This window comes from Paenarthrobacter sp. A20, assembly GCF_024168825.1.
Lineage (GTDB): Bacteria > Actinomycetota > Actinomycetes > Actinomycetales > Micrococcaceae > Arthrobacter.
The window spans coordinates 2282187-2308388 of record NZ_JALJWH010000001.1 but is presented as its reverse complement, the minus strand read 5'-3'; the positions used below and the strand labels follow the sequence as shown (position 1 = coordinate 2308388).

22 protein-coding genes are annotated in these 26202 nt (G+C 60.6%); 15 read left to right on the top strand and 7 right to left on the bottom strand.

Translation table 11 applies throughout. The features are described 5' to 3' along the window. Positions 1-31: 31 nt before the first annotated feature. Both J3D46_RS10905 and J3D46_RS10900 read right to left on the bottom strand, forming a co-directional pair. Entirely contained in the window at positions 32-664 is a 633-nt protein-coding gene (locus J3D46_RS10905) for an excalibur calcium-binding domain-containing protein (protein WP_253467083.1), read from the bottom strand. Positions 665-800: 136 nt separating this feature from the next. Then, positions 801-2702 (bottom strand): FG-GAP-like repeat-containing protein, encoded by a 1902-nt coding sequence (locus J3D46_RS10900; RefSeq protein WP_253467080.1) that lies wholly within the window; start codon positions 2700-2702, stop codon positions 801-803. 137 nt (positions 2703-2839) lie between these two features. Here J3D46_RS10900 and J3D46_RS10895 point away from each other — a divergent pair, with 137 nt between their 5' ends. The 4 genes from J3D46_RS10895 (at position 2840) to J3D46_RS10880 (ending at position 7154) form a co-directional block, all read left to right on the top strand. Continuing rightward, entirely contained in the window at positions 2840-4006 is a 1167-nt protein-coding gene (locus J3D46_RS10895; protein ID WP_231341502.1) for a glycosyltransferase family 1 protein, read from the top strand. After that, entirely contained in the window at positions 4003-5388 is a 1386-nt protein-coding gene (locus tag J3D46_RS10890; protein ID WP_253467076.1) for a UDP-glucose/GDP-mannose dehydrogenase family protein, read from the top strand. Before J3D46_RS10895 ends, J3D46_RS10890 begins: the two co-directional genes overlap by 4 nt. Positions 5389-5527: 139 nt before the next feature. Further along, positions 5528-6250, top strand: a complete 723-nt coding sequence (locus J3D46_RS10885) for a hypothetical protein (RefSeq protein ID WP_253467073.1) — start codon at positions 5528-5530, stop codon at positions 6248-6250. A 121-nt stretch (positions 6251-6371) separates the two neighbouring features. Continuing rightward, a complete protein-coding gene (locus J3D46_RS10880) occupies positions 6372-7154 on the top strand; it encodes a tyrosine-protein phosphatase (RefSeq protein ID WP_253467070.1) in 783 nt (260 codons plus the stop codon). Here J3D46_RS10880 and J3D46_RS10875 read toward each other — a convergent pair. Then, positions 7117-8367 (bottom strand): plasmid pRiA4b ORF-3 family protein, encoded by a 1251-nt coding sequence (locus tag J3D46_RS10875; RefSeq protein WP_253467068.1) that lies wholly within the window; start codon positions 8365-8367, stop codon positions 7117-7119. The two genes, J3D46_RS10880 and J3D46_RS10875, sit on opposite strands and share 38 nt — an antisense overlap. A 103-nt stretch (positions 8368-8470) precedes the next feature. On the opposite strand from J3D46_RS10875, the gene J3D46_RS10870 reads away from it, so the two are divergent. Further along, on the top strand, positions 8471-8884 hold the full coding sequence (locus tag J3D46_RS10870) for a hypothetical protein (protein ID WP_253467065.1): 414 nt from the start codon (positions 8471-8473) through the stop codon (positions 8882-8884). Positions 8885-9118: 234 nt separating this feature from the next. Here the strand turns inward: J3D46_RS10870 and J3D46_RS10865 are convergent, their stop codons facing one another. Continuing rightward, on the bottom strand, positions 9119-10378 hold the full coding sequence (locus J3D46_RS10865) for an APC family permease (RefSeq protein WP_253467061.1): 1260 nt from the start codon (positions 10376-10378) through the stop codon (positions 9119-9121). A gap of 78 nt (positions 10379-10456) precedes the next feature. Beyond that, positions 10457-13009 (bottom strand): LuxR C-terminal-related transcriptional regulator, encoded by a 2553-nt coding sequence (locus J3D46_RS10860; protein WP_253467058.1) that lies wholly within the window; start codon positions 13007-13009, stop codon positions 10457-10459. A 484-nt stretch (positions 13010-13493) separates the two neighbouring features. Between J3D46_RS10860 and J3D46_RS10855 the strand changes: the two genes are divergently transcribed. Beyond that, a complete protein-coding gene (locus J3D46_RS10855) occupies positions 13494-14117 on the top strand; it encodes an ATP-binding cassette domain-containing protein (protein WP_231341494.1) in 624 nt (207 codons plus the stop codon). A gap of 90 nt (positions 14118-14207) precedes the next feature. After that, positions 14208-15056, top strand: coding sequence for a hypothetical protein (locus J3D46_RS10850; protein WP_253467055.1), 849 nt, complete (start codon positions 14208-14210; stop codon positions 15054-15056). Between the two features lie 73 nt (positions 15057-15129). Here J3D46_RS10850 and J3D46_RS10845 read toward each other — a convergent pair whose 3' ends face one another. Then, positions 15130-15333: a cold-shock protein gene (locus J3D46_RS10845; RefSeq protein WP_011773907.1), complete on the bottom strand. Its 204-nt coding sequence runs from the start codon at positions 15331-15333 to the stop codon at positions 15130-15132. Between the two features lie 352 nt (positions 15334-15685). On the opposite strand from J3D46_RS10845, the gene J3D46_RS10840 reads away from it, so the two are divergent. Together J3D46_RS10840 and J3D46_RS10835 are read left to right on the top strand one after the other, a co-directional pair. Beyond that, positions 15686-15955: a DUF1778 domain-containing protein gene (locus J3D46_RS10840; protein ID WP_231341492.1), complete on the top strand. Its 270-nt coding sequence runs from the start codon at positions 15686-15688 to the stop codon at positions 15953-15955. Further along, positions 15952-16482, top strand: a complete 531-nt coding sequence (locus tag J3D46_RS10835; protein WP_253467052.1) for a hypothetical protein — start codon at positions 15952-15954, stop codon at positions 16480-16482. The genes J3D46_RS10840 and J3D46_RS10835 overlap by 4 nt, the downstream gene beginning before the upstream one ends. Before the next feature lie 77 nt (positions 16483-16559). On the opposite strand, the gene J3D46_RS10830 is transcribed toward J3D46_RS10835, so the two are convergent. Continuing rightward, the gene (locus J3D46_RS10830; protein WP_253467049.1) at positions 16560-16766 is read right to left on the bottom strand and encodes a hypothetical protein; all 207 of its coding nucleotides are present in this window, start codon (positions 16764-16766) and stop codon (positions 16560-16562) included. 174 nt (positions 16767-16940) lie between these two features. On the opposite strand from J3D46_RS10830, the gene J3D46_RS10825 reads away from it, so the two are divergent. The 6 genes from J3D46_RS10825 to J3D46_RS10800 all read left to right on the top strand — a co-directional run bounded on the left by J3D46_RS10825 (position 16941) and on the right by J3D46_RS10800 (position 26198). After that, positions 16941-18197 (top strand): NAD(P)/FAD-dependent oxidoreductase, encoded by a 1257-nt coding sequence (locus J3D46_RS10825; protein ID WP_253467046.1) that lies wholly within the window; start codon positions 16941-16943, stop codon positions 18195-18197. 206 nt (positions 18198-18403) lie between these two features. Then, positions 18404-20374 carry a class I SAM-dependent DNA methyltransferase gene (locus J3D46_RS10820; RefSeq protein WP_253467043.1) on the top strand — a complete coding sequence of 657 codons (1971 nt, stop codon included), beginning with the start codon at positions 18404-18406 and terminating at the stop codon, positions 20372-20374. After that, the gene (locus J3D46_RS10815; RefSeq protein ID WP_253467039.1) at positions 20371-21699 is read left to right on the top strand and encodes a restriction endonuclease subunit S; all 1329 of its coding nucleotides are present in this window, start codon (positions 20371-20373) and stop codon (positions 21697-21699) included. The genes J3D46_RS10820 and J3D46_RS10815 overlap by 4 nt, the downstream gene beginning before the upstream one ends. Before the next feature lie 2 nt (positions 21700-21701). After that, entirely contained in the window at positions 21702-22637 is a 936-nt protein-coding gene (locus J3D46_RS10810) for a restriction endonuclease (protein ID WP_253467036.1), read from the top strand. Positions 22638-22647: 10 nt separating this feature from the next. Then, positions 22648-25725 (top strand): type I restriction endonuclease subunit R, encoded by a 3078-nt coding sequence (locus J3D46_RS10805; protein ID WP_253467033.1) that lies wholly within the window; start codon positions 22648-22650, stop codon positions 25723-25725. Further along, on the top strand, positions 25722-26198 hold the full coding sequence (locus J3D46_RS10800; protein ID WP_253467030.1) for a hypothetical protein: 477 nt from the start codon (positions 25722-25724) through the stop codon (positions 26196-26198). Before J3D46_RS10805 ends, J3D46_RS10800 begins: the two co-directional genes overlap by 4 nt. Positions 26199-26202 lie beyond the last annotated feature (4 nt).

Here is a 26202-nt window from a genome sequence, read left to right as displayed (position 1 = left end):
GGCCACTTTCATGATTAAGTCGAGGTACTTCCTACTTTTCGCAGCCCACGCCGTCGCCGTCTTTGTCGAGGTGTGACCCGTAGCCGGGTTGGCCGACACGAATAGGAGCAGCACCGGCCGCACGAACTGCCGTGCAGTTCTTGTAATAGGTGGTCGCTGGCGCTGCCGGCGGTGCTTGGACAACGGGAGGCTGAGCGGGCACAACTGGAACCACCGGCGGAGCCTCGACTACTGCCGGAGGCGGCACGACGACAGCCGGCGTTGCAACAACGGGCGGAGCGACCAGCTTGATCGGTTCCTGAATCGGAGTTGGCGTCGGTGTGGGAGTAGGTGTCGCTGTTTCGTCCGTAAGGTGGCGCACCCCAAGCTTTACCTTGGAGTCTTTCGCAACCTGAACGGCCGGCAGCGGATCCTGACTGACAACCTGCCAGTTCTTCTTGGACAGGATTGTCTTGCCGTCATTTATGTCCTCAGCATCTACCTTGAGTCCGAGGTCTTTGAGCTGATCAGTGGCTTTGTCGAGGGTGAGTCCGCCAACGTCGGGCACCGTGATCGTCTGCTCAGCAACAGCTGTGGTGCTCGCCCCAGACTGCGCAGAGGTTGCTTTGCTGCAGCCCGTTAAAGCAATGCCAGTGAGCACTAATAGTGCAAATAGTTTCTTCAAAATGTCCCCTTTTTGAAGCGAGGCCAAAAAGTCTCGAAAGGGCCTGAGTGCCAAACATCCGAAGGCCTCGCTCGGTCAAAAGGTAACAGTGCGCCGCCTTTTTATAGGCGGCGCACCAAGTACACGCGTAACAATCTCAGAGAATCGCCGTCATCCCGCCCCACCCAGTACCCACGCGCTGAGCCGAGGGCCAAGCAGTTCCCCCGGCACCGGAGTACAGCCACAGCTCGCCGGCAGCGTTGCGGGCCAGGATGTCAGCCCGTCCGTCGCCGTCGAAGTCACCGGGCCCAACCAGGGAGTCCATCACATTCCACCCTTGGCCAACGGTCTGCCGCGCCAGCCAACTGCCGTATCCGTTGGGCGGGTACAGCCACAGCGCGCCGGTCCCGTCGCGGGCCACCAGGTCGGTGAGGCCGTCGCCGTTGAAGTCACCCGCTCCGGTGATCTCGGACATTCCGGTCCACCCGGACCCGGCCCACATCCGCGGCAACCATCCACCCGTACCGTCGCCTCGGTAAACCCAGAGAGCACCGCCGCGGTCGCGGGCCACAACGTCCGCGCGTCCATCGCCGTGGAAGTCGATTGCTTCGATAGCGCTCATGCCCTCCCACCCCGTGCCGACGAGCACGCGCGAAAGGAACCCGCCCGCGCCATTCCCCGGGTAAAGCCACAGCAGCCCCGCGCCATCGCGGGCCAGCACGTCGGATGTGCCGTCACCGTTGAAGTCGCCCGGCGATACCAGGGCCGTCATGACGTTCCAACCCGGGCCAACCTGGGCCCGGGACAACCAACCACCGGAGCCGTTGCCGGGGTACATCCACAGGACTCCGGAGCCGTCGCGAGCCAGAACATCGGCCGATCCGTCGCCGTTGAAGTCGTTCTTGACCGGCGCGGGAACGGTGCCGTCAATCACTGATACGGAGTCACTGCCGGTGTTGGCCACGTAGACGGTTCCAGTGGAGGGGTTGACCGCAGCGTCAACCGGATCTTGCCCCGTAAAGACGGCTGAGAAGGTGTTGTCGGCGCCATCAACTATGGCGACTCCCCTGCCGGACAGCGGTGCGTAGATTTTGTTCGACGCCGGGTTTACCACGACGTCCATGATCCTTGTGGCCGTCCCTAGCTCGGCGACCTGAGTCTGGGAAGCACCGTCAATAACCTGAATGAAACCATCGATGGAGGGGCTGTCCCCGGCCACGTAGATCGTGTTGGTGGCAGGGTTCACGGCAAGTTTGCCCACGTTGTTCGCCGATGGAATGCTCCCGGTGACGGTATCGGTGATTCCGTCAATCACGCTCACGCCCGCACCGTACCTGCCGAGCGTTGTGAAGTAGATCTTGTTGGTTGTCTCATTCACTGCGACGTCAAGAATGCCACCGGCTCCGATGATGATGCTGGAGGTAACGATGCCGCCTGCGTCCACTACCCGGATGGTCCCGGAGGACTTTACGTACACCTTGCCGGTGGCCTGGTTCACCACAATGTCCTGGGCGCCCCCGGCGAGCGCCATGGACGTGGTGGTGTTCGTTGCCCCATTGATGATGGTCATCCCAGTGCTCACGCCGACGTAAATCTTGTTGGTAGCGGAGTTCACTGCGATGACGCCGGGCGATGACCCCACGGGAATCCACGTCACAGCACCAGAGACCCCATTAACAACAGCAACGGAGCCGCCAATCTCGCTGACGTAAATCTTGTTGGTCGCCGGGTTCACGGCAACGTCAACGGGCATGTCTCCGGAGTACAGGAGGCCCCCGTCGGACGTTCCGTTGATGACCGAAACACCCTCGAACGAGGCCACGTACGCCTTGTTGGTGACGGGATTGACCGCAATGCCGGTGGGGTTATCTCCCACTGAAACAGTATTCGTCACGACGTCAGCCATGGCGGGCGAAGCAAAGGTTCCCAGCAACAACGCCAGCCCCAACCCGACGGCGACTGTACCCGCCGCTGCCCGGCGCCGTCGTCGTACGTTTACTCCCCCAAGCGCGCGCGAACCATCCCCAGCAGCAAACATGGCAAGACCCCCAGAAGTCATGACGCCCCAGCGCGTCGGATACCGGAAGTCTACGCGCGCCCTCAGACAAAACAGAGAACCACCTGTTAACCAACTCTTCCTCCACAGGCCACCATAGTGAACCCGCGCAGCCAACCGCCCCAGCCACCGTTGAAGGCGTGAGGATCGCAATCGTCGCCGAATCATTCCTGCCATTGATGAATGGGGTAACCCACTCGATACTGCGAGTGCTGGAGCATCTGCAGGAGCGCGGGGATGAGGTGATGGTGATCGCGCCGTCGACGTCGGACACTGATGTTTCGAGCGTCGAGAAGGGTGCGTATGTGCACCGGCTTCCTTCGGTGCCGCTGGCCGGTTACACGAATGTGCGGGTTGCGTTGGGTGGTGTGAATCGGGTCAAGCGAATCCTTGCCGATTTCTCCCCCGACGTCGTTCACCTCGCCTCCCCCTTCGTCCTCGGCTGGCGCGCCGTGCAGGCCGCCCATCAGCTCGGCATCCCGACTGTGGCGATCTACCAAACCGAGGTTCCCAGCTACGCCGCCCGCTATGGCGTGCCGTTCCTGGAGAACTGGGCCTGGAACCGCGTGGACAACATCCACCTCCTGGCCACCCGAACCCTTGTGCCATCCACGTTCGCCCTGAACCAGTTGCGCGGACGCGGCATCCTGCGCGTGGACATGTGGCGTCGCGGTGTGGATACCGCGCGTTTCAACCCCGCCAAACGTTCGACGGCGTGGCGCAGCTCAGTAGCGCCCGACGGTCACCGCATCATCGGCTACGTCGGCCGGCTCGCCGTCGAAAAGCAGGTTGAGGACCTCGCCGTGCTGGCTGATCTGCCGAACACCAAGCTGGTGATTGTGGGTGATGGCCCGCAACGCGCGGCCCTTGAAGCGCAGCTGCCTGACGCTGTATTTACAGGCTTCCTCGGCGGAGATGCGCTGGCGGAGGCCGTGGCGTCCTTTGACCTTTTTGTCCATCCCGGCGAGTTCGAGACCTTCTGCCAGACCATCCAGGAAGCCATGGCCTCGGGCGTTCCCGTGGTGGCGACCGGCCGCGGCGGGCCCTTGGACCTCGTCGAAAACTCGCGGACTGGCTGGCTGTACGAGCCGGGAAACCTCGCCCAACTGCGCAGTTACGCGCAGGACCTGATCGGCGACGACGCCAAGCGCCGCGCTTTCGCAACAGCAGCAAGCGCCTCGGTCCAAGGCCGGACATGGCCTGTGCTCAGCGCCGACCTGGTGCGCCACTACGACGAAGTCATCTCAGGTGTTCCCGAAGGAACCGGCCCCACCGAACTTACCTCAAGCAAAGGACCCTCCTCATGAAGATCTCCGTGATCGGCTGCGGCTACCTCGGCGCAGTCCATGCCGCAACGCTCGCTTCGATGGGCCACACCGTGGTGGGTATCGACGTCGATTCCTCCAAGGTTGAGCAGCTCAACAAGGCGATGGCACCGTTCCACGAACCCGGCCTGGATGAGCTCCTGAAGGACGGTCGCACCACTGGCCGCCTCGAGTTCACCACCGATTTCTCCGCCGCCGCCGATGCGCAGGTGCACTTCCTCTGCGTGGGCACCCCGCAGTCCAAGACCTCTGACACCGCGGACCTCTCCTACCTGATGGGCGCCACGAAGAGCCTCCTGCCGCACCTGGCCAAGGGCGCCGCCGTCGTGGGTAAATCGACGGTGCCGGTTGGCACGGTTGAAGCGCTCCGCGCGACCCTGGCCCGTCGTTCTGACGTGCTGCTCGGCTGGAACCCCGAGTTCCTGCGCCAGGGCACGGCCGTCAAAGATTCTCTGGTCCCCGACCGGCTGGTTTACGGCGTCCCCGGCGGCAAGGGTGCCGCTGCCGGCGCTCCGGTCACCGCTGTGCTGGATGCCGTGTACGAGCCGCTGATCTGCGCAGGCATCCCTCGGCTGGTCTGCAATTTCGCGACGGCGGAACTCATCAAGTCGGCGTCGAACGCGTTCCTTGCCACCAAGGTCAGCTTCATCAACGCGATGGCTGAGCTGTGCGACGCTTCGGGTGCTGACGTGAGCGAGCTCAGCGAGGCGATGGGCCTGGATCCGCGCATCGGCAACCGGTACCTGCACGCCGGGCTCGGGTTTGGTGGCGGCTGCCTACCCAAGGACATCCGGTCGTTCCGTGCGCAGGCACGCGAACTGTCGGTGCCGTCCGTGGACGAGTGGATGGCCCTGGTTGATTCGGTGAACCTTGACCAGCGTTCCCGGGCCGTGGAGGTGGCCCGCGAGATGTGCCGCGGCTTCCTGTCCGGCCGCACGGTGACCATCCTCGGCGCCGCGTTCAAGCCCGACACCGACGACATCCGCGACTCCCCCGCCCTGGACGTCGCCCAGCAACTCGCAGCCGCCGGCGCACACGTGACCGTCACCGACCCCAAAGCCATCAACAACGCCTGGATCCGCTACCCGCAAATCCGCTTCGAAGCCTCCACCAAGCGCGCCCTCGAAGGCGCCGAACTGGTGCTGCTGCTGACTGAGTGGGATGAATACGTTTCCCTGTCGCCGTCGGTTGTCGGGTCACTCGTACGACGCCGGATGGTGCTGGACGCTCGAAACGTCCTGGACGCTGAGGCCTGGCGGAGCGCGGGGTGGACGGTCCGCGGGTTGGGGACGGGGGCTTCGGTTGTGGCTGAGGAGCGCGGGGACGCGAACCTTAGCGCTCGACGGAAGCATGCGCGGGCGTAAGCCCGTAGGTCTTGGCGTGCCGCCTGTAATGTGAGCGGCACGCTAAGTCATAGGTAACTTTCCCTCCCCTTGCCATTCCGCCGAATGTTATGGTCACGGGACGCGCCATCGCATCGGCGCATCTACAAGGGGGCAATAAGTGAAAAAGGGTTCTAATCGCACGGCCAAAAACCGGCATTTGCCAGGCAAGTCTTCCTGGGCTCAACGCAGGAAGACTTTGGGACTGGTTGCGATCACGTCGCTGCTGGCTATGACCACAGCCTGCGGTCAGGGGGCGACGACAAACGCCAACTCGGTGAACAGCACAACGGCAACACCTTCTGCGATACCGTCGCCTACACCCAGCAAGGTCGCTGGGACGGCCTGTAAAAGTGAGAAGGCGACTCAAACTTCTTCCGGAGAAACGTACGTATGCGTGGTTGACCGTGCTGGCAAATTAACGTGGTCGGACTCAGCGACCGCAAAGAAACTGTCCGATGATCGAGCTGCGGAAGCGGCTGCGAAGGCTGCAGCTGAAAAGGCGGCTGCGGACAAAGCAGCCGCGGATAAGGCAGCTGCTGACAAAGCTGCAGCCGATCAGGCAGCGGCGGCTCAAGCCGCGGCCGACAAGGCCGCCGCTGACAAAGCAGCTGCGGACGCCGCGGCTGCTGCGTTAATTCCCAAAGCTGTTCCGGCTGCGCCTCAGGCACAGAGCAATTGCGATCCGAACTACACGGGTGACTGCGTGCCAATTGCGTCCGATGTTGATTGCGCGAGTGGGAAAGGTAACGGCCCAGCATATGTGAGGGGTCCTGTGACGGTCGTTGGGACCGACATCTATCAACTCGACGGCAACGGTGACGGAGTCGGCTGCGAGAAGTAGTAGCCGTTCGGGGCGACCGTGGCCGGGGAACAACGGTCGCCCCTGACGCCGCTTCCGACATCAGGGAGTTGAATGGGTGAAAGCATGCGCGGGCGTTAGCCCTCTTTGCTTTACTTGGGGCATGGAAGAGTCTGGGAGGAAGGACCGTGCCCTCCGGGTTGATGGTCTGACCAACGGCCGCGACCTCGGCGGTTTGGAGCGTGCCGACGGAACCCGGACGCCGCGTGGCGTGTTTTTCCGGAGCGACAACGTGGACCGGATCAGCCCCTCCGGGTGGGAGCAAGTGTACGAGGCGGGGATCCGTACTGTCGTCGATCTTCGCCAACCGCAGGAACGTGAAGGGGACACCCAAGAACGTCCAGCCTGGCTAACCACGATCAACGTGGACCTTGACGGACTTGAGAACACGGAGTTCTGGGCCGGCTACTGGGACAACGGTTTGGTCGGGACCGCGCTATACTTCCTGCCCCACCTCACTGAGATGCCCGAACGAGCCGGAGCTGCCATCTCCTCCATCGTCAACGCTCCACCAGGTGGCGTCCTTTTTCATTGCATGGGTGGCCGGGACAGGACCGGCATGATCGCCATGATTCTGCTTTCGGCCGTGAACACCAGTTCCGAGCAAATCGTTGGTGACTACCTTGAAACCGTCAGGCTGGGCGACCTCCGAGCGGCCAGCAGCAACAGAAACAACGCCGAACCCTTGCTCAACGAACTCTGCGAGCGCCATGGCACCACTACCGAAGGAGCCTTCCGGACGGCTCTGGCCGGGTTCGACCTATGTAGCTTCATCGAGGCAGCTGACCTCCCCGAGAGTGACCGCGCTGCTCTCGACACCTGGCGTGGCAGCATCCTGGAGACCGTGGTCAGTCCATGCGGCTCTGAACGTCCAAGAGGAACTTAACCCCTGCGTTGGACAACTTCTCGTCGAGTCGACCCCAGCTGGGGCCTTCCCACAACTCCAGCCTGTGCAGGCTCCCAGTGACCTCGTAATAGAGGTCGCTCGCCCAAGACAGGGGAATCTCACCGCCCGTTCTGGTTCTCAACCCATCTTGGTGAAGCGCGGCCTGGATCACCTGATCCCTTAGCCCGTAGGGTGGCTGGTCCCCTGTTAGTTCCCAATGGATGAACAGCGGCGTTGCGATGCGCTCCGCGTCGCTGTCTGGATTCGCCAACTCATTTGCCAGGAAATCCCACAGGGCTTCGGGGACCCCGGCCAGTTTCCGTCCTCTGGGCGTCAAGAGCAGCCTGTCCTTGAGCTTCCGCAAAAGTTTCCACTCCTGCAACTGTTCCCGAAGATTCAGGATTGGCTGCGTGCTCACCTCCACCCGTCCCGCCGAAATCCATTCATCGTCCCAGCCAAGCTCGGTCATGGCACGCTTCACGAAGGCGGGCTTCAAGTAGCCGGCAGAGGTCAAAGGTAGTCCGTCCTGCTGGGCCTCCTTAAGGAACCACAGGATCGGACCCAGGACGGCTTCGTAGTCCGCAGCCGTCACCTCGCCTGGCCAGAACCGCTGCGCCAAACTGCGCAGCTGCCCGTTGATTGCGACCAGATCAAAAGCCGTGGGATCGAACTTCGAGATAGGCTCCTGCGTCACGAACTCAAGCCATTCAACAGCTTCCCTGTGCTCAGGGTGCCTGCGGTTACTCACCACAGCCACCACGTTGGCGTACCCACCCACTCCCCCGGAGTCCTCAATGGGTCCCCTCATCGCTCCGTCGAGGCAGGCGATGGTGTTCTCATGCAGCTCAGCGGGACCCACAACCTCGATCTCGTGCGTCCAGCTGTCACCGAAGTCGTACTCGTAGAGCAGGTCTGAAAGACCTGGCGTCTGGGCGTCGAACAACTCCAGCAGCTGAACGGCAGCTGGGCTTTCGGCACCCTCGGGACCATCGCCGTCGTCGACGTCCATGAAGATGCGCTTCTTGCCTGACCTGTCTTTGCCGGCGACAGCGTACAAATGCGAGTTCTTCCACCCGAAGGCGCACTGGATGGCGCCGTGCAGCTCGGCAACAGTGGCACTCTCCGGAATGACGAGCTGCCGCCAGATCAGCGGCTCTGTCTCACTGATGGAAATGCGCACTTCGACGGCGGGAACGGTGGTGGGTGACTCCATATCGGCAATTCTGCCAGTGCAGGCCGAATGCCCGCGTCACAGCTGCCCAGTTCCGCGCACTACCTCTGTATACGGGGTGAACCAACCAGAACAGGACCTGCCAGTGATCACGCACTTCTACCCAGCGGCCGTTCGCATCATCACATGCGTTGTGGCCGTGTGTTCTGCGGTGTCAGCCACCCTGCTTGGGACGGCCCCGCCTCCTGAAAGCTTGAAAGTACTTGATCCCGTAGATCTGAGGACCACCGCCGTCGTCCTGACTATGGCACTGGGTGTCGTGGCGCCGGTAACCCTACTGATTGCTGACCCGCTCAGATGCCTCCTGCTCAAAGCGGGCGTCTTTGCCGCGTCGGGGTTCGGAAACGCCATGATGCTCAGCCCGCTGCTGGTGGTGCCGTTTCAGGAAACCTCCACAATGATCGCCGTGATCTGCTCTCTGACTCTGACGATTGGAAGCATAATCACGTACATGGAGTCGGTGGAACGCAAGAACGCTCGACGGCGGGCCACCACCTAGACGCTGCCGCCCACCACTCATCTTCGCCTTTCGCGCCCCCTATTTCATGGGTGTGCAGCACCTAGTGGCCGGATCCGAACACCTAGTGCCGAAACCCGGCCATAGTCTCTTCTTGTGCCTCCGGGGCGGGAATCCCGGTGTCCGGCGGGAGCCCCACCCGCCCTTGGCGTAGGAGGCACTACGGCGCGGCCCCACCTGCCTACCCCCTGGTGGGGTCGCGCCCAGCCGCACACGTTAGCCGTCCGAATGCCGCCGCAAGCGCACAAGGCGGAATACGATGCCAACGCCAAACATCAGCACACCCAGCCCGACGGACAGGGGCGGCAGCGTTGCCACAAGCAGCACGCATGCGAGCGCACCAACCACTTGCAGGGCCTTGGGGTACCGGCGGTCCTCTGCCGGCTGCGTGAACGCAGCGACGTTGGCCACCAAGTAGTAGAGCAGCACACCGAACGAGGAGAAGCCGATGGCACCGCGCAGGTCCGCCACCGCAACGATCACGCAAATGACCACCGCAAGCGTCATCTCAGCACGGTGCGGCACTTTGTACTTCGGGTGCACAGCGGCGAGTGCGTGCGGCAGGTCGTGCTCTCGCGCCATCGCCAGGCTCGTCCTGCCGAGCCCGGCTATCAGAGCCAGCAGGGCTCCCAGCGAAGCGATCGCGGCTCCGACGCGAACCACGGGAGCAGCCCACGCAAAGGTTCCCTTGTCGACGGCGGCGGCGAGCGGCGTCGTACTCTCCGCGATACCGTCGGGGCCGAGTGCCGCGAGAAGGGTGACAGCGATGACTGCGTAAATCAGGATCGTAATGCCGAGAGCGATGCCGATGGCCCTCGGTATGGTTCGGCGAGGTTCCCGGACTTCCTCGCCCATCGTTGCAATCCGCGCGTATCCGGCGAACGCGAAGAACAGCAGCCCGGCTGACTGAAGAATCCCGTACCAGCCGTGAGCCAGCAGCCCCTCCCCCATCATGTTTCCGAAGTCCGGACCGGATCCACCCCACACGGCAGTTACTGCTATGACAAGCGCAGTCAGCACAGCAACCACCAGAATTCGGGTCAGACCCGCCGTCCGGGTTACGCCGTGATAGTTCACAGCAGTCAAAAGTACGACGGCGGCAATCGCCACCGGGCGTTCCCAGCCTTGAGGTGCGGCATAGGCAGCGAACGTCATAGCCATCGCGGCTGCGCTGGCTGTCTTGCCGATAACGAATCCCCACCCGGCCAGGAATCCGTACCAGGGTCCAAGCCGTTCACGGCCGTAGACGTAGGTGCCACCGGATGTCGGGTAGGCGGCGGCGAGTTGAGCCGACGACGTGGCGTTGCAGAAGGCCACGAACGCCGCCACCACCATGCCCACCAGCAGCCCCGAACCTGCAGCTGCCGCGGCTGGAGTGAAGGCAGCGAAAACGCCGGCGCCAATCATGGAGCCGAGGCCAATGAGCGAGGCATCGAAGGTGCCGAGCCTGCGGGCCAAGGCCGGAGAATTGCTCACAGGAACCCTTTACGCGTTGGGAAGCTGATGACGGCCCGAAAGGGCGGTGATCAGGAGATGCTTCGAGCGTATCCCGGGTCAGCGTGGTGGAAGTGAATTCCCCACGAGCATGAAGAGACTGTTGCGCGACGTTGCACCGGTTTTCCTTAGTGCGTTGGAAATGTGGTTTTCGACGGTCCTGGCGCTGATGCCCAGGTGTTCGCCAATCTCTACATTCGAGCGGTGTCCCGCCAGCACAGCCACCTCGATCTCCCTTTCAGTCAGGGGCGTAGTCCTGAAAGCGTTGAAGGACAGTTGTTCATTGGCCGACGGGAACCGGACAGCGAACATCCAAGAGGCCTGCGCAAGAGCGTCCGCCGCAACACCGTCGCCTTCTACGACGTGGCGTTTGAGGGCGCCGCGGAGCAGCATACCGATTTGGTAGGTGTCGGTATCTGGTTCGTAGTGCTTGAGGAGGAGTCCCAGCAGCTGGTGGTCTCCCTCAACTACTGCGGCGGCAATGGCCAGGAAGTTGTTGTGGACGGATATGCCGCTCTCCCTAAGGATCTTCTGCAGCAGGTCCAGTACCGGCCTGCCTGGGCACAAACAGGTGCACAGCAAAGCCGTCATCATGGCTTCGAGAACGTAGCCGCTCTTCAATTGTCGTTTGACGAGCTTGGCTGCCTTGCGGTCGAACGTTGCCGGCTGGGCGCTGCTGTGGGCGATGAGTTCGTAGGCGCCCTTACCTATACCGGGAAGGGGTCCAACGTCGTGCACGTCATCCCGTGCTTGGGCAGCTATGGAGAAAGCCGGCGAGACCACGTTGGTTGCGTGCCTTAGCCCCGCAAGCCGCAGCATGGCATCGTACAAGGAATCGACGACAAACCCCGGCCGGCCCATGGCAAAGACGCTGCTCATGAGGTATTCGGCCTCTTCAAAATTTCCTCTGTACAACAGTCCGTGGGCAGCGATGTAGCTGCTGGTGACAACGCCGAACTGATCCAGGTTCTTGCGGGCCTCGGCACGCCAATCCAGGGCGAAAACGAGTGATTCATCCACCCGGCCAGCAGCGAACATCGCGAAACCCCGGATGAAGGGGCGGAGGTGCGGGAAGGCGTCCTCGTCCCCCTCACCCTCGACTGCCTCGAGGGCAGCTTCCGGCTGCAGGCCGTATAGCTCCAGCAACCCGCACACCAGGTTTCGCATACCCCCGCGCGCATCGGCACCTTCCAGTGGGGGCTCTGTAGGTTGAACGCGACCATGGGATGCGCTGAGAAAGAGAACGGCATCTGCGACTTCCGCTTCGTACTTGGGCTGGGCCGCAGATAAGGACTGGAGAATTTCGACGGCGGCGCTTGGCCCCTGGCCGGTCTGAATAGCGAGCATCGCCTTGGTAATCGTGAGAAACAGCAGGTCTGTTGTTTCGGCGTCGGCGGTTGTTGTTTCTGCGCAGACGCGAGCGGCGCGTTCAATGTTCACGGGGGCACCCCAATACGTACGGAGGAGCGCCACCGCGTTGGCGGCTGTCTTGTTTCCTTCCCATCGCTCGAACCGCGTGCGTTCGCGGGCTGCGTTGTGGTCATGGAAGTGACGGGCGGTCACTGCGTCGTCGTCGCCCTTTTCCAGCCGGAGCTCGGCGAGAAGTTGGGCGAGGCAATCAGGTGTTGAAGAGTTTTCGGTTGCCGTTTGCGGAGCGGTCTCAAGCATCCCCGCGATTTTGCTGCGCAACAGGTGCCGGTCGCGGAGCATCTCCTGCCCACGGAAATGGTCGGCGATGACCGGCGGACTGATTGCGGCGATGGAGCCGCTGTGGTGGTCGGTCATGACGGAGAGAAATCCGCGGCGCTCAAGATTCTCCAGGATCTCGGGGGTGATGACCTTCTGCAGGATGTCGATGCGCGCCGTGCCCAGTATTGCCATGATGTGGAGTGCGGTGAACTCCTCGGTAGTGACCTCAGCCAGCAGCGCTTCAAGGGTTCCCCGGAGGTGTTCATTCCAGAGGGAGCTGCCGGTCATGCGCCATTGTTTATCCCTCAGGACAAGGAGCTCACTCAGCGACGCCGTTTCGGCTATCCGTACGATGAGCCGGGGATTTCCCGCGGACTTGGTGAGGATGCGGGCCGTTGCCTCTGCATCCGCAGGCGCACCAAGCACTTGGGCGATCAACATGTGGACCTGCTCGTAGTGGAGGGGGTCCAGCTGCAGGTGAGCCTCGCGGCCTTGGTTGAGGACCGCGAGTTGGCCTTTGGAGAACGCCCACGTTTCCGGGGCGGTGGCAACCATTGGGCAGTCGGATCGCCGGCGGACGGCTTCCAGGACTGCCAGGGATTCATTGTCGACCAGATGGATGTCGTCAGCTACTATCAAGTGCTTTCCCGGCGTGGCCAGCTGGCTGGCGAACACGTCCGCGACGTCGAAGACACCACTTCGGCCCGGGCGCATGTCCAAACCCAGCCCCTTGATGGCCGAATACGGGATACTGCGGTGCGTGCGCAGACCGCTGATGAAGTGGACGGAGACACCTGTCTTCTCCAGGTTGGCAATCACGCTTTTGACGACGGCGGTCTTGCCGCTTCCGGTGGCGCCGACAACACGCACCCCTATGCCGCGTGCAACGAAATCGAGGATTCGTTGAACCTCTGAATCGAACACTCGACCTGACCTTCTGTTTCCGTGGACGCCCGACATGCGGCTCACTTCGCAGGCTAGATCGAGAAATCGGGACTAGGTGGCAAAACGGCCTTGCACAGGCCGATTTGGGGCCATCTAGGTGGTGATTTGAGCAAAACTAGGTGCTGGCGGGGACCGTCTAGGTGGTGGGGCTGGTCGGAAATCAGGTGATCCATGGGAAGCTCCCTCAGCTCTGCAGGTGGATTACCTTCCACGCTACGGAGGTCTGGGCGAGAGTTACACAGGTGTAATTCACTATGTGGATATGTATTCGAGTCATATTTTAGCCTCTAGTACACATCTTCGACTCCGGCGCTCTGAGCGCTTGTGTTCGAAAGGGGCCGTTGCCACCAACGCATTTGACAAGGGGCTGCTCCCAGGTCGAGAGTGTTGCTCAATCACCGGAGCCATCAGCGCGAACGGTGATTCTCGGGCATTTTCATTGTGGGGGGACAAATGAGGATCAATGCTGCGCATCACGAACCTATCCAAGAGCTACGGCCTCAAAAGGGTCATCAATAACGGCAACCTCACCATTCCTTCAACAGGGTTACACCTCATCCGTGGTGAGAACGGAAGCGGCAAGACCACCCTGCTCAAGTGCCTCGCAGGACTGGTCAGGTTCAAGGGTGAGGCCAGCTGGTACAAGAGCGACCTTCGAGACTACGTATCTGCAGCCTTCGACGACTCGGCCGTCCATGAGCGCCTGACTGGACTGCAGAATCTCAGCGCCCTCCTGGATATCCCACCCCGCTTGGTCACCGCCCATCCCATCATCCGGACATTTCTCACCCGGGAACTGCTGAGTCGGAGGTCATCCTCATACTCCCTGGGGCAGCGAAAGAAGCTCACGCTGGCGGCGGCGTTCGCAAGTGGCCGGCCATGCATCCTGCTCGACGAGCCAGGCTCAGGCCTGGATGATCACGGGAGGCGTGCGCTGCGCCTCGCGTTGGAGTCGATTGAGGCCAGCAAGTGCGTCATCGTTTCTGATCATGACGCCGCGTCCTATCAGGACATTGCCTCTACGACATTCACCATCCGGAGGGGAAAAGTCCGTCCAGACAGGGAAGCCATGGTGTCACTTCGATGAGCAAGTATCTGCGTTCCCTGAGAACAGAACTGCGATATCAGTTCTGGAGCAAAGCACTGCTCCTCCCCCATCGGCGGTCTGCTGGCGTCGTTGGTAATCCCCTTTACTGGGAGCATCAGCAATGTCAGCTCAGCCCTGACGCGGCTTCAAACCACAGAGTCGCACGCACTGGCCAACGGCATCTCTTTGGCCGCGGCCATGGAACAGCCCAACAACGTCGTCATCCAAGGCGGTCAGCGGATCATCGACAACCCCCTCCGCTTTGACTACGAGGCCGCCTTTTTCGCGAGCCGCGCCCTGGAGGGCACTAATGCCATCGGCACTGGGCTGGAGATGGTCACCTTCCTGGTCATCCCCCTGCTCTTCTTCATCTACGGATGCGCAACAGCAGTAGGCGATGTCCGCCGTCGGATCCTGAAGGATCGAATTGTCGCTCAAGGCGCTGCACAGTACGTTGCCGCGAAGGTGACAACAATCGTGTTGGTTGCGGTGGCGGCAGTTGTGCTCGCCGCCGGGCTGAGCTTGGGAGCGGCGCCGGTCCTGAGGTCCCTGTTCCTGGAGAACGACAGCCACAACTTTGTCTATGCCGTGGACGAGATCGGGGCAGGCAACCCCGTTGCCCAAATTGCATTCGCTTCCGCTGTGGCCGTCCTGTTTGGCCTAGTGGGGCTCTTTGTTGGGCTCGTTGCCAGGACCATGCTGATACCTTGCTTGGCTGCGGGAGCGTTGCTCCTGCTGCTGCCATTCGCCGGCCCCTACGATCCCCGTAACATCCTTACAGCCGCGGCGGAAGGCATCTTCAGCTACTGGGGCGGATTTAACCCACGTACGCCTTTTCCAGTGTGGACCGAACTCGGGGTACTGATGTTGGTTGCCGGCCTGGCCTTGGTGGCTCTCGCCGCGACGGCGGTGTGGTCTCGGATGTCGAAGTTCGTCTAGCCCAGCGCCAATGGGAGGGCAAACAAAAGCAGGGCCGGTCAATGACCGGCCCTGCTTCTTTGTTATCCGAAGACTAGATAGCCTGGATGTTTACTGCCTGGGGACCCTTGGGGCCCTGCTCGACGTCGAAGGAAACCTTCTGGTTCTCTTCGAGGGAGCGGTAGCCCGAGGAGTTGATCGCAGAGTAGTGAGCGAAAACGTCCTGGCTGCCATCTTCAGGAGAGATGAAGCCGAAGCCCTTTTCGGAGTTGAACCATTTCACGGTACCTGTAGCCATTTTTTCAGTCCTTACTGAAGGTGGAGATGCTCCCGACTTTCGGGTCTCCGGTGTGGGGTGTTCTCCACCGTTACTTCAGAAGGTCACGATCCAGAGGGACCGTGGGGACTGCCTGAACTACCAAATGCCAAACACAACAACACCGTCAAGTCTACAGAGTTCTGAGCAGATAGCTAGTGCTGGGAAATATTTATCCATCCGGTGTTGATCGAGGGACTCAAAAAGCGTCGGGGATCGGATGCGGCTGGAGCAGGAACTGATTCGGTGGAGGTGGGCGTTGGAACAATGGGGAGCATGAGGCCATACCCGATGCCGTACAAATACCGTACACTCGAGTGAGGAGGTAGAGACCATGTCAATGACCAAGACCCGACGACTGGAACTACGCACCGACGAGACCACAGACCAGTTGATCTCGGAGGCGGCGGAGTTACTGCACGTTTCCAAGACGGCGTTTGTCACTGACGCTGCCAGGCAGGCCGCCGAACGAGTGGTTGCACGCGCGGACACCACCCTCATGGCCCCGGAGATTTTCGACGCCATGATGGCTTCTCTCGACGTGGCCGACGAGTCGTCCGAACTGGAGACGCTGTCCAAGCTTCCACGGCTTATTCGTCGATGACGCAACCCCGTTATTCAATAGTGAAGTTGGCCCCCGGGATGGATCTGGGGGCCTTCGACTGTGGCGAGGAGAGCTACAACTTGTGGCTCACTGAGCACGCCGCGAAATCAGTGGAATCTGGTGCCAGCATGGTCTACCTCTTCATTGAGAGCCAGATATCCACCGAGCAAAAGGTAGTTGGATACTTTGCCATTTGCCCGACACTGGTGGTCCGGGACGATATGCCCAAGCCCCTTCAGCGGAATCTGCTGCGGAGCACGCCCGCCTGGCTACTGGCAAAGCTTGCCCTTGACCGCTCTCTTCGCGGGGATTCTGAAAATCGATGGGGCTGGCAACTCCTCAGAGTTGCATTGGAAACGATCGTTGAGGCCGCTTCAGTGGGAGGCGGACAGGTCATTGTGGTCGACGCTGACAATCCCGGACTGATTGGCTGGTGCTCACGCCACGGCTTCAAATCCACAGGCGGAGACGATCTCCGTCTGTATATGAAGGTTGCGACGGCGCGAAAGTATCTTCTGGATAGCTAAGGCACACTGACAGTCGGCCGATTCCATGCTCCACGCAGCGAGCAGTGCATCCGCCGCTGACGCCTTCAAGTAGGTTTTTACCGCTGCCTCGGCTCGTCACCGTTGGTCGCGCCATTGAGCCTGTCCTTGATCACCCAGCTTGCAATTGACGGAGCAGCCGTCGCTATAAGGCACGCCGTCGCCCAGAAGTTGTCCAATAGGCCGCTGACGAGCAGAGAAAGGCTAACCGCGATCACCACCCACGTTGTGATGTCGAGAAGTCGAATCACGCTGGTAGTAGACATGTGCGAATCATCCCCCTAGATACGTTCCGAAAGCCTATGTCTTTTGAACGCGCGCGGCATCCTGCGACCTCGCATCCGGAGGACGTTCCAGCGGCAGCCGTTCCAGGTGCTCAGCCAGTAGAAATCCGTCTTCGTCCATCCCCTTACAGGCCTCCGAAGCGTACAGTTCACCCCATGGGACCGACCCCGGACACGGTCATCATCGGCGCAGGCCAAGCCGGCCTCACGACGAGTTACTGGCTCACGCAACTCGGCGTCGGGCACCAGATCCTGGAACGACGCGATTCACTCGGCGGCGCGTTCCAGGACCGCTGGGACAGCTTCTACATGAACACACCGAACCTTGCGCTGGACCTCCCCGGAATGCCGTACGACGGCGACGACCGGAACGCGTTCATCTCGCGCGACGCTGTGGTGAACCTCTTCAGGCGGTACGCGGAGCTGATCTCCGCTCCGATCCACACGGGCGTCGACGTCACTCGTCTATCCGCGACACCAGGCGGCGGGTTCCAGCTTGAGACATCTCTCGGGAACCTGCGGGCCAAGAACGTGGTCCTCGCGACCGGTGCGTACCAAGTCCCCAAGATCCCTGCCTCGGCCGCCATGTTTCCAGCCGGCGTGACGCAACTCCATACCCACGACTACCGCAATCCAGAGCAGCTGCCCGACGGCGCTGTACTGATTGTTGGAACGGGCCAGTCGGGTGGGCAGATCGCTGAGGAGCTTCACGCCGCGGGCCGCGAAGTCCACCTCTCCGTCTCAATCGTCCCCGAAGCGCCCCGCCGATACCGCGGCCAGGACCTCATCTACTGGATGCTCGAGACCGGCAAACACGGTCCCGACTACGGAGTCAATGCCCTGACCACCGAGGCGCTGCCCTCCCCTGCCCTACGCTTCGCGCCTAACCCGCTGCTCTCAGGCACCGACGGCGGCCACAGCATCCACCTCCGCGAACTGGGCCGTCGAGGCATGCACCTGCATGGCCATCTTGAAACAGTCGACGACGGCGACATCACCTTCAGCGACGACCTCGCCGAACGCCTGGCAACAGTCGAGTCGGCCTTCGCGCAACGCTCGGGAAAGGCGATCGATGCGTATATCGCGGCGGCCGGGATCGGCGCGCCTGAGCAGTCACCCTTGCCAGCCGACGACTGGCTCCCGTCACAGCAGGCACAGCTGAACATGACCGATGCCAACATCACGTCCGTCCTGTGGGCCACAGGCTACAAACTCGACTTCAGCTTCGCCGACATGCCTCTGGTCGATGAATGGGGCTACCCTCGGCACTCGCGAGGCGTCACGGAGATCCCCGGCCTCTATGTCATTGGACTCCCGTGGCTTACCCGGCACTACTCAGCGATCGTTGGCGGAGTCGGTCTAGATGCCAAGTATGTGGCCGGCATGCTGCTGGCGACCGCCGACGATACGTGATGCCAGCGAAGTTGTTCGTCCCCCGCGACTCGCTTCGCGGCTGATGACTTGGCTGCGTTCACCGTTGCCGAGAACTACACCCCCTCCCCCATACAATTCATACCTAGTACGTGCGTGATTAATGAACCCTGCACGGCAAAGGGATGCTGCTTTGGCTGAAGTGACGCGGCACTCCCTGCGCCCGTGCGGCAAAGAAAGAGTGAGCAGTGGCTAGCAATAACAACGCCAACTTGGTGTGGAGCATCGCGAACATCCTACGGGGTACCTACAAGCCGGCTCAGTACGGCTCGGTGATTCTCCCGTTCACTATTCTCCGTCGCCTCGACTGCGTCCTCGAAACAACCAAAGCCGCCGTGCTTGCGGAGCAGGAAGCCAAGAAGGACCTGAACATCCCACTGGATACCTTCCTCCAGAAGGCGTCCGGCCACAGCTTCTTCAACACCTCCAAGTTCAACTTCGCCAAGCTCCTGGATGACCCCACCAACATCAAGGCGAACGTCCTCAACTACGTCCAGGACTTCTCGGAGAACACCCGGGACATCTTCGAACGCTTCGAGTTCTACAAGACACTCGAAAAGCTGGACAGCGCCGACCTTCTCTATCACGTCACCAAGGACTTCGCCTCAATCGACCTTCACCCTGCGACAATCAGTAACATCGAGATGGGTCTCATGTTCGAGGAACTCATCCGCCGCTTCGCAGAAACCTCCAACGAGACTGCTGGCGAGCACTTCACGCCGCGTGAGGTCATCCAGCTCATGGTCCAGCTTCTGCTGAACTACGACGACGACGTCCTCACCAAAGAAGGCATCGTTCGTTCCATTTACGACCCCACCGCCGGAACAGGTGGAATGCTCACCGTCGCCCAGGAACACCTCCATGGGCTTAACCCCAGCGCCTCATTGGTCGCGTACGGCCAGGAAATCAACGATGAGTCCTACGCCATCTGTAAGTCCGACCTCCTTATCAAGGGTCAGGACATCTCCAAGATTTCCGTCGGTGACACCCTCGCCAACGACCAAAACATTGGCCAACAGTTTGACTTCATGCTCTCCAACCCGCCCTTCGGCGTGGAGTGGAAGAAGATCCAGCCGCAGATCCAGAAAGAGCACGAGCTCCATGGTTTCGAGGGCCGCTTCGGCCCGGGGCTCCCCCGCGTAAGTGACGGCTCCCTGCTGTTTCTCCTGCATTTAGTCCGCAAGATGCGCCCCGCGCAGGATGGCGGCTCCCGGATTGGCATCGTCCTAAACGGCTCCCCACTGTTCACCGGCGGTGCAGGCTCTGGTGAATCCGAGATCCGCAAGTACCTGATCGAGAACGACCTCGTGGAGGCCATCATCGCGCTGCCCACGGACATGTTCTACAACACCGGCATCGCCACCTATATCTGGGTCCTCTCGAACAGCAAGAAGCAAAAGCACCCGGAGCGCGTCGGCAGAATCCAGCTCATCAACGGTGTCGACTTCTTCCAGAAGATGCGTAAGAGCCTCGGCTCCAAGCGCAAGGAACTGGGCACCAAGGACATCGCCAAGCTGGTCCAGCTCTACGGCGCCTTTGAGGACGACGGCGAGACCTCCAAGATCTTCAATAACCAGGACTTCGGATACTCAACCATCACTGTGGAGCGTCCGTTGAAGCTTAACTTCGCTTGCGCGCCCCAGCGGGTCGGCGATGTAATGGCACAGAAACCCGTCGAGAAACTGTCCGATGACGACCGGCAGCTTCTCGAGAAAACACTCACCCGGCTCGGCGAAGATGAAACGAAGCTCTGGAAGAACCGTGAGGCTTTCATCAAGTTCCTCAAGCCGGCCCTCGCCAGCGCCGGCCTCAAGCTCGGCGCTCCTGCCCAGAAAGCAGTCCTAGCAGGGCTCTCCGAACGCGACGAAACCGCCGACGTCTGCAAGGGCCCCAAGGGCACGCTCGAAGCGGACACCGACCTCCGCGACACCGAAAACGTACCGCTGGGTGAAGATATCCAGGCCTACTTCGAACGGGAGGTCCTCCCCCACGTTCCCAACGCCTGGATCGACGCGTCCAAGACCAAAGTCGGCTACGAGATCCCCTTCACTCGACACTTCTACAAGTACGTCGCGCCACGCTCATTGGGCGAGATCGACTCCGATCTAAACAAGCTCATCAGCGAGATCACGTCTTTACTGGCAGAGGTCGAAAAGTGAGCAAGCTGAAACGGTACGACGACTACAAGGAGTCCGGCATCGAGTGGGTGGGACCTATTCCGGCGGGATGGGAAATCCGTCCTCTTTTCGCAGTAGCTCGCGCGAACACCGCGACAAACGAAGCTGGCGCCGAGTCGAACCTCTTATCCCTCAGTTATGGTCGAATTGTTCGCAAAGACATTGCAGGCAACGACGGACTATTGCCGGCATCCTTCGACACATACCAGGTTATTGGCCGCAATGACATCGTTCTTCGACTTACTGACCTTCAGAACGATAAGCGAAGTCTGCGCTCCGCGATTTCGCCGGAACGAGGCATTATCACCTCGGCGTACCTTGCTCTTACTCCCACGACCATTAGTCCCGGGTTCCTCAGCTACTTGCTGCGGGCTTACGACCTTCAGAAAGTCTTCTATTCGATGGGCGGCGGCCTGCGGCAGTCGATGAAGTTCTCTGACATGAAGTGGCTCCCGGTCATCCTGCCGCCGGAGACTACTCAACGGGAAGTCATCGCATATCTCGACCGCGAGACCGCCCAGATCGATGAGCTGGTCGGTAAGCAGGAGCGGCTCATCCAGATGCTCGCCGAGAAGCGCCAAGCCATCATCACCCACGCCGTCACCAAGGGCCTCGACCCCACCGCCCCCACCAAACCCTCCGGCATCCCTTGGCTAGGGGACATCCCGGCACATTGGACGCCCAGCCAGTTGGGCACATGGCTTGTACATAAGATTGAGGGCGGCTACAGCCCTATAGCGTCTAGCATCTTTCCTGAGGAGGAAGACTGGGGAGTCCTCGCCTTAGGGGCAGTTGGCCGGGACGAGTTCTTCCCGGAAAACGTCAAGGCAGTCGATCCGTCCGCGGACGTTCCTAAGTCCTTGGAAATTCGCCACGGTGACCTTCTTCTCACACGCTCCAATGTTCGGGAACGTGTCGGGTTTGCCGCGGTCGTCGAAAGGCCCCGGCCTCGAACCATTTTTCCTGACCTTGTCTACAGACTCGCCCTGAGCTCCTCAATTGATAAGCATTACCTGGCGTGCTTTTTGTCGTCCTCGCCAGCTCGGGCGCAGGTCGAAAGTTCGGCTCGGGGTTCATCAGGAACAATGCCCAAAATCTCGCACGATCAAATCAGAGCCTGGCGGATACCGCTTCCATCGCTCAGCGAGCAGAAGGAAATCGCGGAGTTCGTCCGGTCACAATGCGATCGTATTGACGACATTACCGTGGGCGCTTCCACTGCCATAGAGCTTCTTCGCGAGCGCAGATCCGCTCTTATCTCTGCTGCCGTCACAGGCAAAATTGACGTTCGAGAAGGAGCAGAATAGTTATGACGTTGCCTCAGTGGCATGGATTCGTTGATCCTGTTCTGCGGGTCATGTCGGATGGCCAGATCCGCCGGAATGCTGAGATCAGGACAGCCGTAGCAGAACGCACTCGTCTGACCGAAGAAGACATGGCGGAGGTGATGTCTTCCGGAGAGGCTCGTTGGTCGAACAGGATTAACTGGGCAGTCTTCGACTCCATGAAGGCCGGTTTGCTTGTGCGCGAGGCGCGCGGTCAATACAAGATCAGCGACGAGGGCCTGCACCGGGTTTCCTCAGCGGCAGAAATCACTTATCAGACCCTGATGGAATACGCGTCGTACCGCGCGTACCAAAACACGTCGAAGACACCCAAGAAGGCGGCCCTTCCCGGGGTAGAACCGGCAACCGCAGCGTCCGAAGCTGTCATCGACCCGGACCCTTCCGAGGCCCTCGAGCAGTCCGCGGACCAACTCAACCAAGTGGTCATCGACGAGATTTACCGCAACCTGCTCGAGCTCTCTCCGGACGCATTCGAGCGCCTCATCCCTTTCGTTGTGAGAGCGCTGGGCTACGGAACAGACCGCGAGGACAATCTCAAGCCCACGCAGCGTTCCGGCGACAAGGGTATAGACGGGATTGTCTGGCAGGATGCCCTGGGCTTCGACCGCGTATACCTGCAGGCCAAGCGTTATTCCGAGGGTAACAACGTTGGAGCACCCGAAGTCCAGGCGTTCAGCGGCGCTCTGGGCCAGTTTCGGGCAACCAAGGGCATCTTCATCACCACCTCGACATTCACCACCGGGGCGCGTGCCGTTGCCCGTGAAACAGCGCACTACACGCTGATACTTATCGACGGCCACCGGCTGGCGTCGCTCATGTTCGCGTACGGCGTCGGGGTCCAGATCGATCGCACTGTGATCGTGAAGAAGCTCGACCAGGACTTCTTCGACAGTTTCTAGGGGGAACAGTATGGCTCAGCACAATGAAGTGACATTCGAGGACGAGATCTGCCAGGCCTTGGCTGCTGAGGGTTGGATCTACGAACCTGACCGCAAGGCGAGCGAGCTTTACGACGCCGCACGGGCTCTCGTCCCGGAGGACGTCTTCACTTGGCTGGCGGACACGCAGCCGGAGCATCTCGGGAAAGTCCTCAAGCCGACGGATTCCCCCGCCGAACGCGACGTCGCCAAAAACCTCCTCCTAGACCGGCTCTGCAAGGTCCTGGACAAGCCGGCGGCCAAGGAAGCCGGTATGCTCTCCGTGCTGCGCACCGGTTTCAAAGACGTCGCCGCCAAGTTCGAGATGTGCCAGTTCAAACCGGCCATGGGCCTGAACCCGGAGACGCTGGAGCGCTACGCCAAGGTCCGCCTCCGGGTGATCCGTCAGGTCCACTACTCCACGGTCGACACCCTGAAGAGCATCGATCTTGTCCTATTCGTCAACGGCCTACCGGTTGCCACAATCGAGCTCAAGACAGACTTCACTCAGAACATCAATGACGCCGTCGAGCAGTACCGCAAAGACCGTCGGCCACGGAATAGCGAGAACAAGGACGAACCCCTTCTGTCCTTCGGTCGCCGTGCGCTGGTTCACTTCGCGGTCAGCAACGACGAGATCCAGATGACCACCGAGCTCAAGGGCAAGGACACTTTCTTCCTGCCCTTCAACCTCGGTGACAACGGCAGTGCCGGAAACCCGGTCAACCCGAAGGGCTCGGCCACCAGTTACCTTTGGGAACAGGTGCTGCAGCGCGATTCTTGGCTGAACATCATCGGAAAGTTCCTGCACCTGCAGATCAGCGACAAGACCAACCCCGTCACAGGCGACCGGGAAGTCCGCAAATCTCTGCTATTCCCCCGCTACCACCAGTGGGACGTCGTCAACCAGCTCATCGCGACCGCCCGCACCGAGGGACCAGGTCACCGATACCTCATCCAGCACTCCGCCGGGTCCGGCAAGACCAACTCCATCGCATGGACCGCACACCAGCTCAGCTCCCTGCACGGTGTCGACAACGAGAAGATCTTCGACTCCGTCATTGTCGTGACAGACCGCACCGTGCTCGATGCCCAATTGCAGGACGCGATATATCAGATCGAGCACAAGTCCGGCGTCGTAGTTCCCATCCGCGGCAATGCAGGCTCGAAGTCGGCCGAACTCAGCGCCGCGTTGGCGGCCCGAACACCGATCATCATCGTCACCATCCAGACCTTCCCTTTTGCATTGAAGGCTATCGCCGAGTCCCACGCTTTGAAGGGCCGGAACTTCGCCATCATCGCGGACGAGGCACACTCCTCGCAGACTGGGTCAACAGCCAACAAGCTAAAGAAGGTCCTGTCCGCCGAAGAACTGGCTGATGTCAACGACGGCGGCGAGTTCGACGTCGAGAGCTACCTTGCTGCCGAGATGGCCGAACGCGCCGATGCCAAGAACATCAGCTACTTCGCTTTCACAGCAACGCCGAAGGCTAAGACGCTCGAGCTGTTCGGCCGCAAGGGTCCGGACGGGTTGCCGCAGCCATTTCACCTGTACTCCATGCAGCAGGCCATCGAAGAGCGCTTCATTCTCGACGTGTTGCAGAACTACACCAGCTACAAAGTGGCCTACCGGCTCACGCACGAAGGACGCGACTACGACTCGGACGACGCACAGGTAGAGAAGTCGGAGGGGCTGAAGTCGCTGATGAACTGGGTGAAACTGCATCCATACAACATCAGCCAGAAGGTCCAAGTGATCGTGGAGCATTTCCGCGCTAACGTCGCTTGGCGCCTTGAGGGCAAGGCTAAGGCCATGGTCGTTACCGGGTCCCGCAAAGAAGCCGTGCGGTACAAGCTTGCAATCGACAAGTACATCATCGACGCCGGCTACTCAGGCTTGGGGGCCATGGTCGCCTTCTCCGGCGAGGTGACCGCCGACGAATCCGGCGTCGAGCCGTTCACTGAGATCAACATGAACCCCGGTCTCAAGGGGCGCACTCTGCCCGAGGCATTCTCAACTGACGACTACAAAATCATGCTGGTTGCCAACAAATTCCAGACTGGCTTCGACCAGCCACTGCTCGTCGCGATGTACGTGGACAAGAAGCTCTCCGGGGTGTCAGCCGTGCAGACCCTGTCACGCTTGAACCGCACTGCGGTGGGCAAGGACCAGACCTTCGTCTTGGACTTCGTCAATGACCCCGACGAGATCCTCGCGTCCTTTAGGCCCTACTTCCGCGAGGCGGCGCTGGAGAGCGTCTCCGAACCCAACGTGGTGCACGATCTCCAAAGCAAGCTAGACGCTGCCCAGATCTACCTCGATTCCGAGGTGGACGGCCTGGTGAAGTCCTATGTGCTTGAAGCAGGGAACAACGCTCTCTCGGGGTGGGTCGCGCCAGCTAAGTCGCGCTTCAATAGCCGGTATAACGCAGCTGTGGCTGCGGGCGACAAAGTCGCCGAAGACGAGCTAGACCGGTTTCGCAAGGACCTCGGCTCATTTGTCCGCGCTTACGATTTCCTTTCTCAAATCGTCGACTTCGCCGACACTGATTTGGAGAAGCGATCCATTTACTACAAACACCTCCTTCCGGTCCTCCGCGTCAACGATGCCAAGGTCGCCCTGGACCTCTCCGGTGTGGTGCTTGCCAAGTACGCGCTCAAAGACAAGGGGCAGGCCCAGCTGCAGCTGTCGGACGAGGATGCCCTGCTCAAACCCCCCACTGAGGTCGGCACCGGGCAGGCCAAGGATCCGGTCCTGGTGACATGGGAAGAGATCATCCAGCAGGCCAACCTACCCTTCGAAGGCGAGGAACTCGATGCAGTAGCGCACTTCGTGGAGGGCGTCCGCCGCGAGCTCGTCAAGAACGAAACTCTCCAAAAGCAAGCCCAGAACAACTCGCGGAGCCACTTCGGCAGCAGCCCTCATCTCGAGAAGGCTGTCACCGACGCGGTATCAAATTCTATGGACAGCCACTACAACCTGAGTCTTCAGGCATTGGGCGACAAAACGAAAATGCAGTCACTGCTGAAGATGTTGAGTGAGCTGATCTACGAAGAACTGCAAGCATGAGCGGCACGGAAATTGTCGGCTTGGTTGCGCAGCTCTTCACGGTGGTCGCGTTGATCTTGGCTCTGATGCAGCTTATCGGGGCGAGGGCGGCAAAACATCGCGATTTCGAAAATTTGTACGTTGAGAGATATTGGAATCTCATGGACAGCTTCCGCGGTGATCCTTGGGCGGCCCCTTCTCGGCTAAAGCTCCCAAAAGAAGACCGAGCAAAAATCATATTCTATTTACAGCTGTGTGAAGACGAACTCGACCTTCGCCGAAACGGGTTTATCTCTACCAAAACGTGGGACCTCTGGGCAACGGGAATGATTAGCCAGTGCGCACGGCCAGCCTATGCAGATTCCATCCGGTTCCTACCAAGTGACGAACTTCCAGCGCTCAGATATTTTCTCCAAACACGAAAAGACCCACTCAAGATGAGCGTGATTCGCAAATGGTGGACTGGGATCGGGTTCAAAGGTCCGAAGCGTTGAGACT

Coding starts and splice junctions, on each gene's coding strand:
- J3D46_RS10825 (WP_253467046.1), top strand. CDS start 16,941: ATGGGACCGACCCCGGACACGGTCATCATCGGCGCAGGCCAAGCCGGC.
- J3D46_RS10800 (WP_253467030.1), top strand. CDS start 25,722: ATGAGCGGCACGGAAATTGTCGGCTTGGTTGCGCAGCTCTTCACGGTG.
- J3D46_RS10900 (WP_253467080.1), bottom strand. CDS start 2,702: ATGACTTCTGGGGGTCTTGCCATGTTTGCTGCTGGGGATGGTTCGCGC.
- J3D46_RS10880 (WP_253467070.1), top strand. CDS start 6,372: ATGGAAGAGTCTGGGAGGAAGGACCGTGCCCTCCGGGTTGATGGTCTG.
- J3D46_RS10875 (WP_253467068.1), bottom strand. CDS start 8,367: ATGGAGTCACCCACCACCGTTCCCGCCGTCGAAGTGCGCATTTCCATC.
- J3D46_RS10830 (WP_253467049.1), bottom strand. CDS start 16,766: ATGTCTACTACCAGCGTGATTCGACTTCTCGACATCACAACGTGGGTG.
- J3D46_RS10810 (WP_253467036.1), top strand. CDS start 21,702: ATGACGTTGCCTCAGTGGCATGGATTCGTTGATCCTGTTCTGCGGGTC.
- J3D46_RS10855 (WP_231341494.1), top strand. CDS start 13,494: ATGCTGCGCATCACGAACCTATCCAAGAGCTACGGCCTCAAAAGGGTC.
- J3D46_RS10805 (WP_253467033.1), top strand. CDS start 22,648: ATGGCTCAGCACAATGAAGTGACATTCGAGGACGAGATCTGCCAGGCC.
- J3D46_RS10845 (WP_011773907.1), bottom strand. CDS start 15,333: ATGGCTACAGGTACCGTGAAATGGTTCAACTCCGAAAAGGGCTTCGGC.
- J3D46_RS10840 (WP_231341492.1), top strand. CDS start 15,686: ATGTCAATGACCAAGACCCGACGACTGGAACTACGCACCGACGAGACC.
- J3D46_RS10890 (WP_253467076.1), top strand. CDS start 4,003: ATGAAGATCTCCGTGATCGGCTGCGGCTACCTCGGCGCAGTCCATGCC.
- J3D46_RS10835 (WP_253467052.1), top strand. CDS start 15,952: ATGACGCAACCCCGTTATTCAATAGTGAAGTTGGCCCCCGGGATGGAT.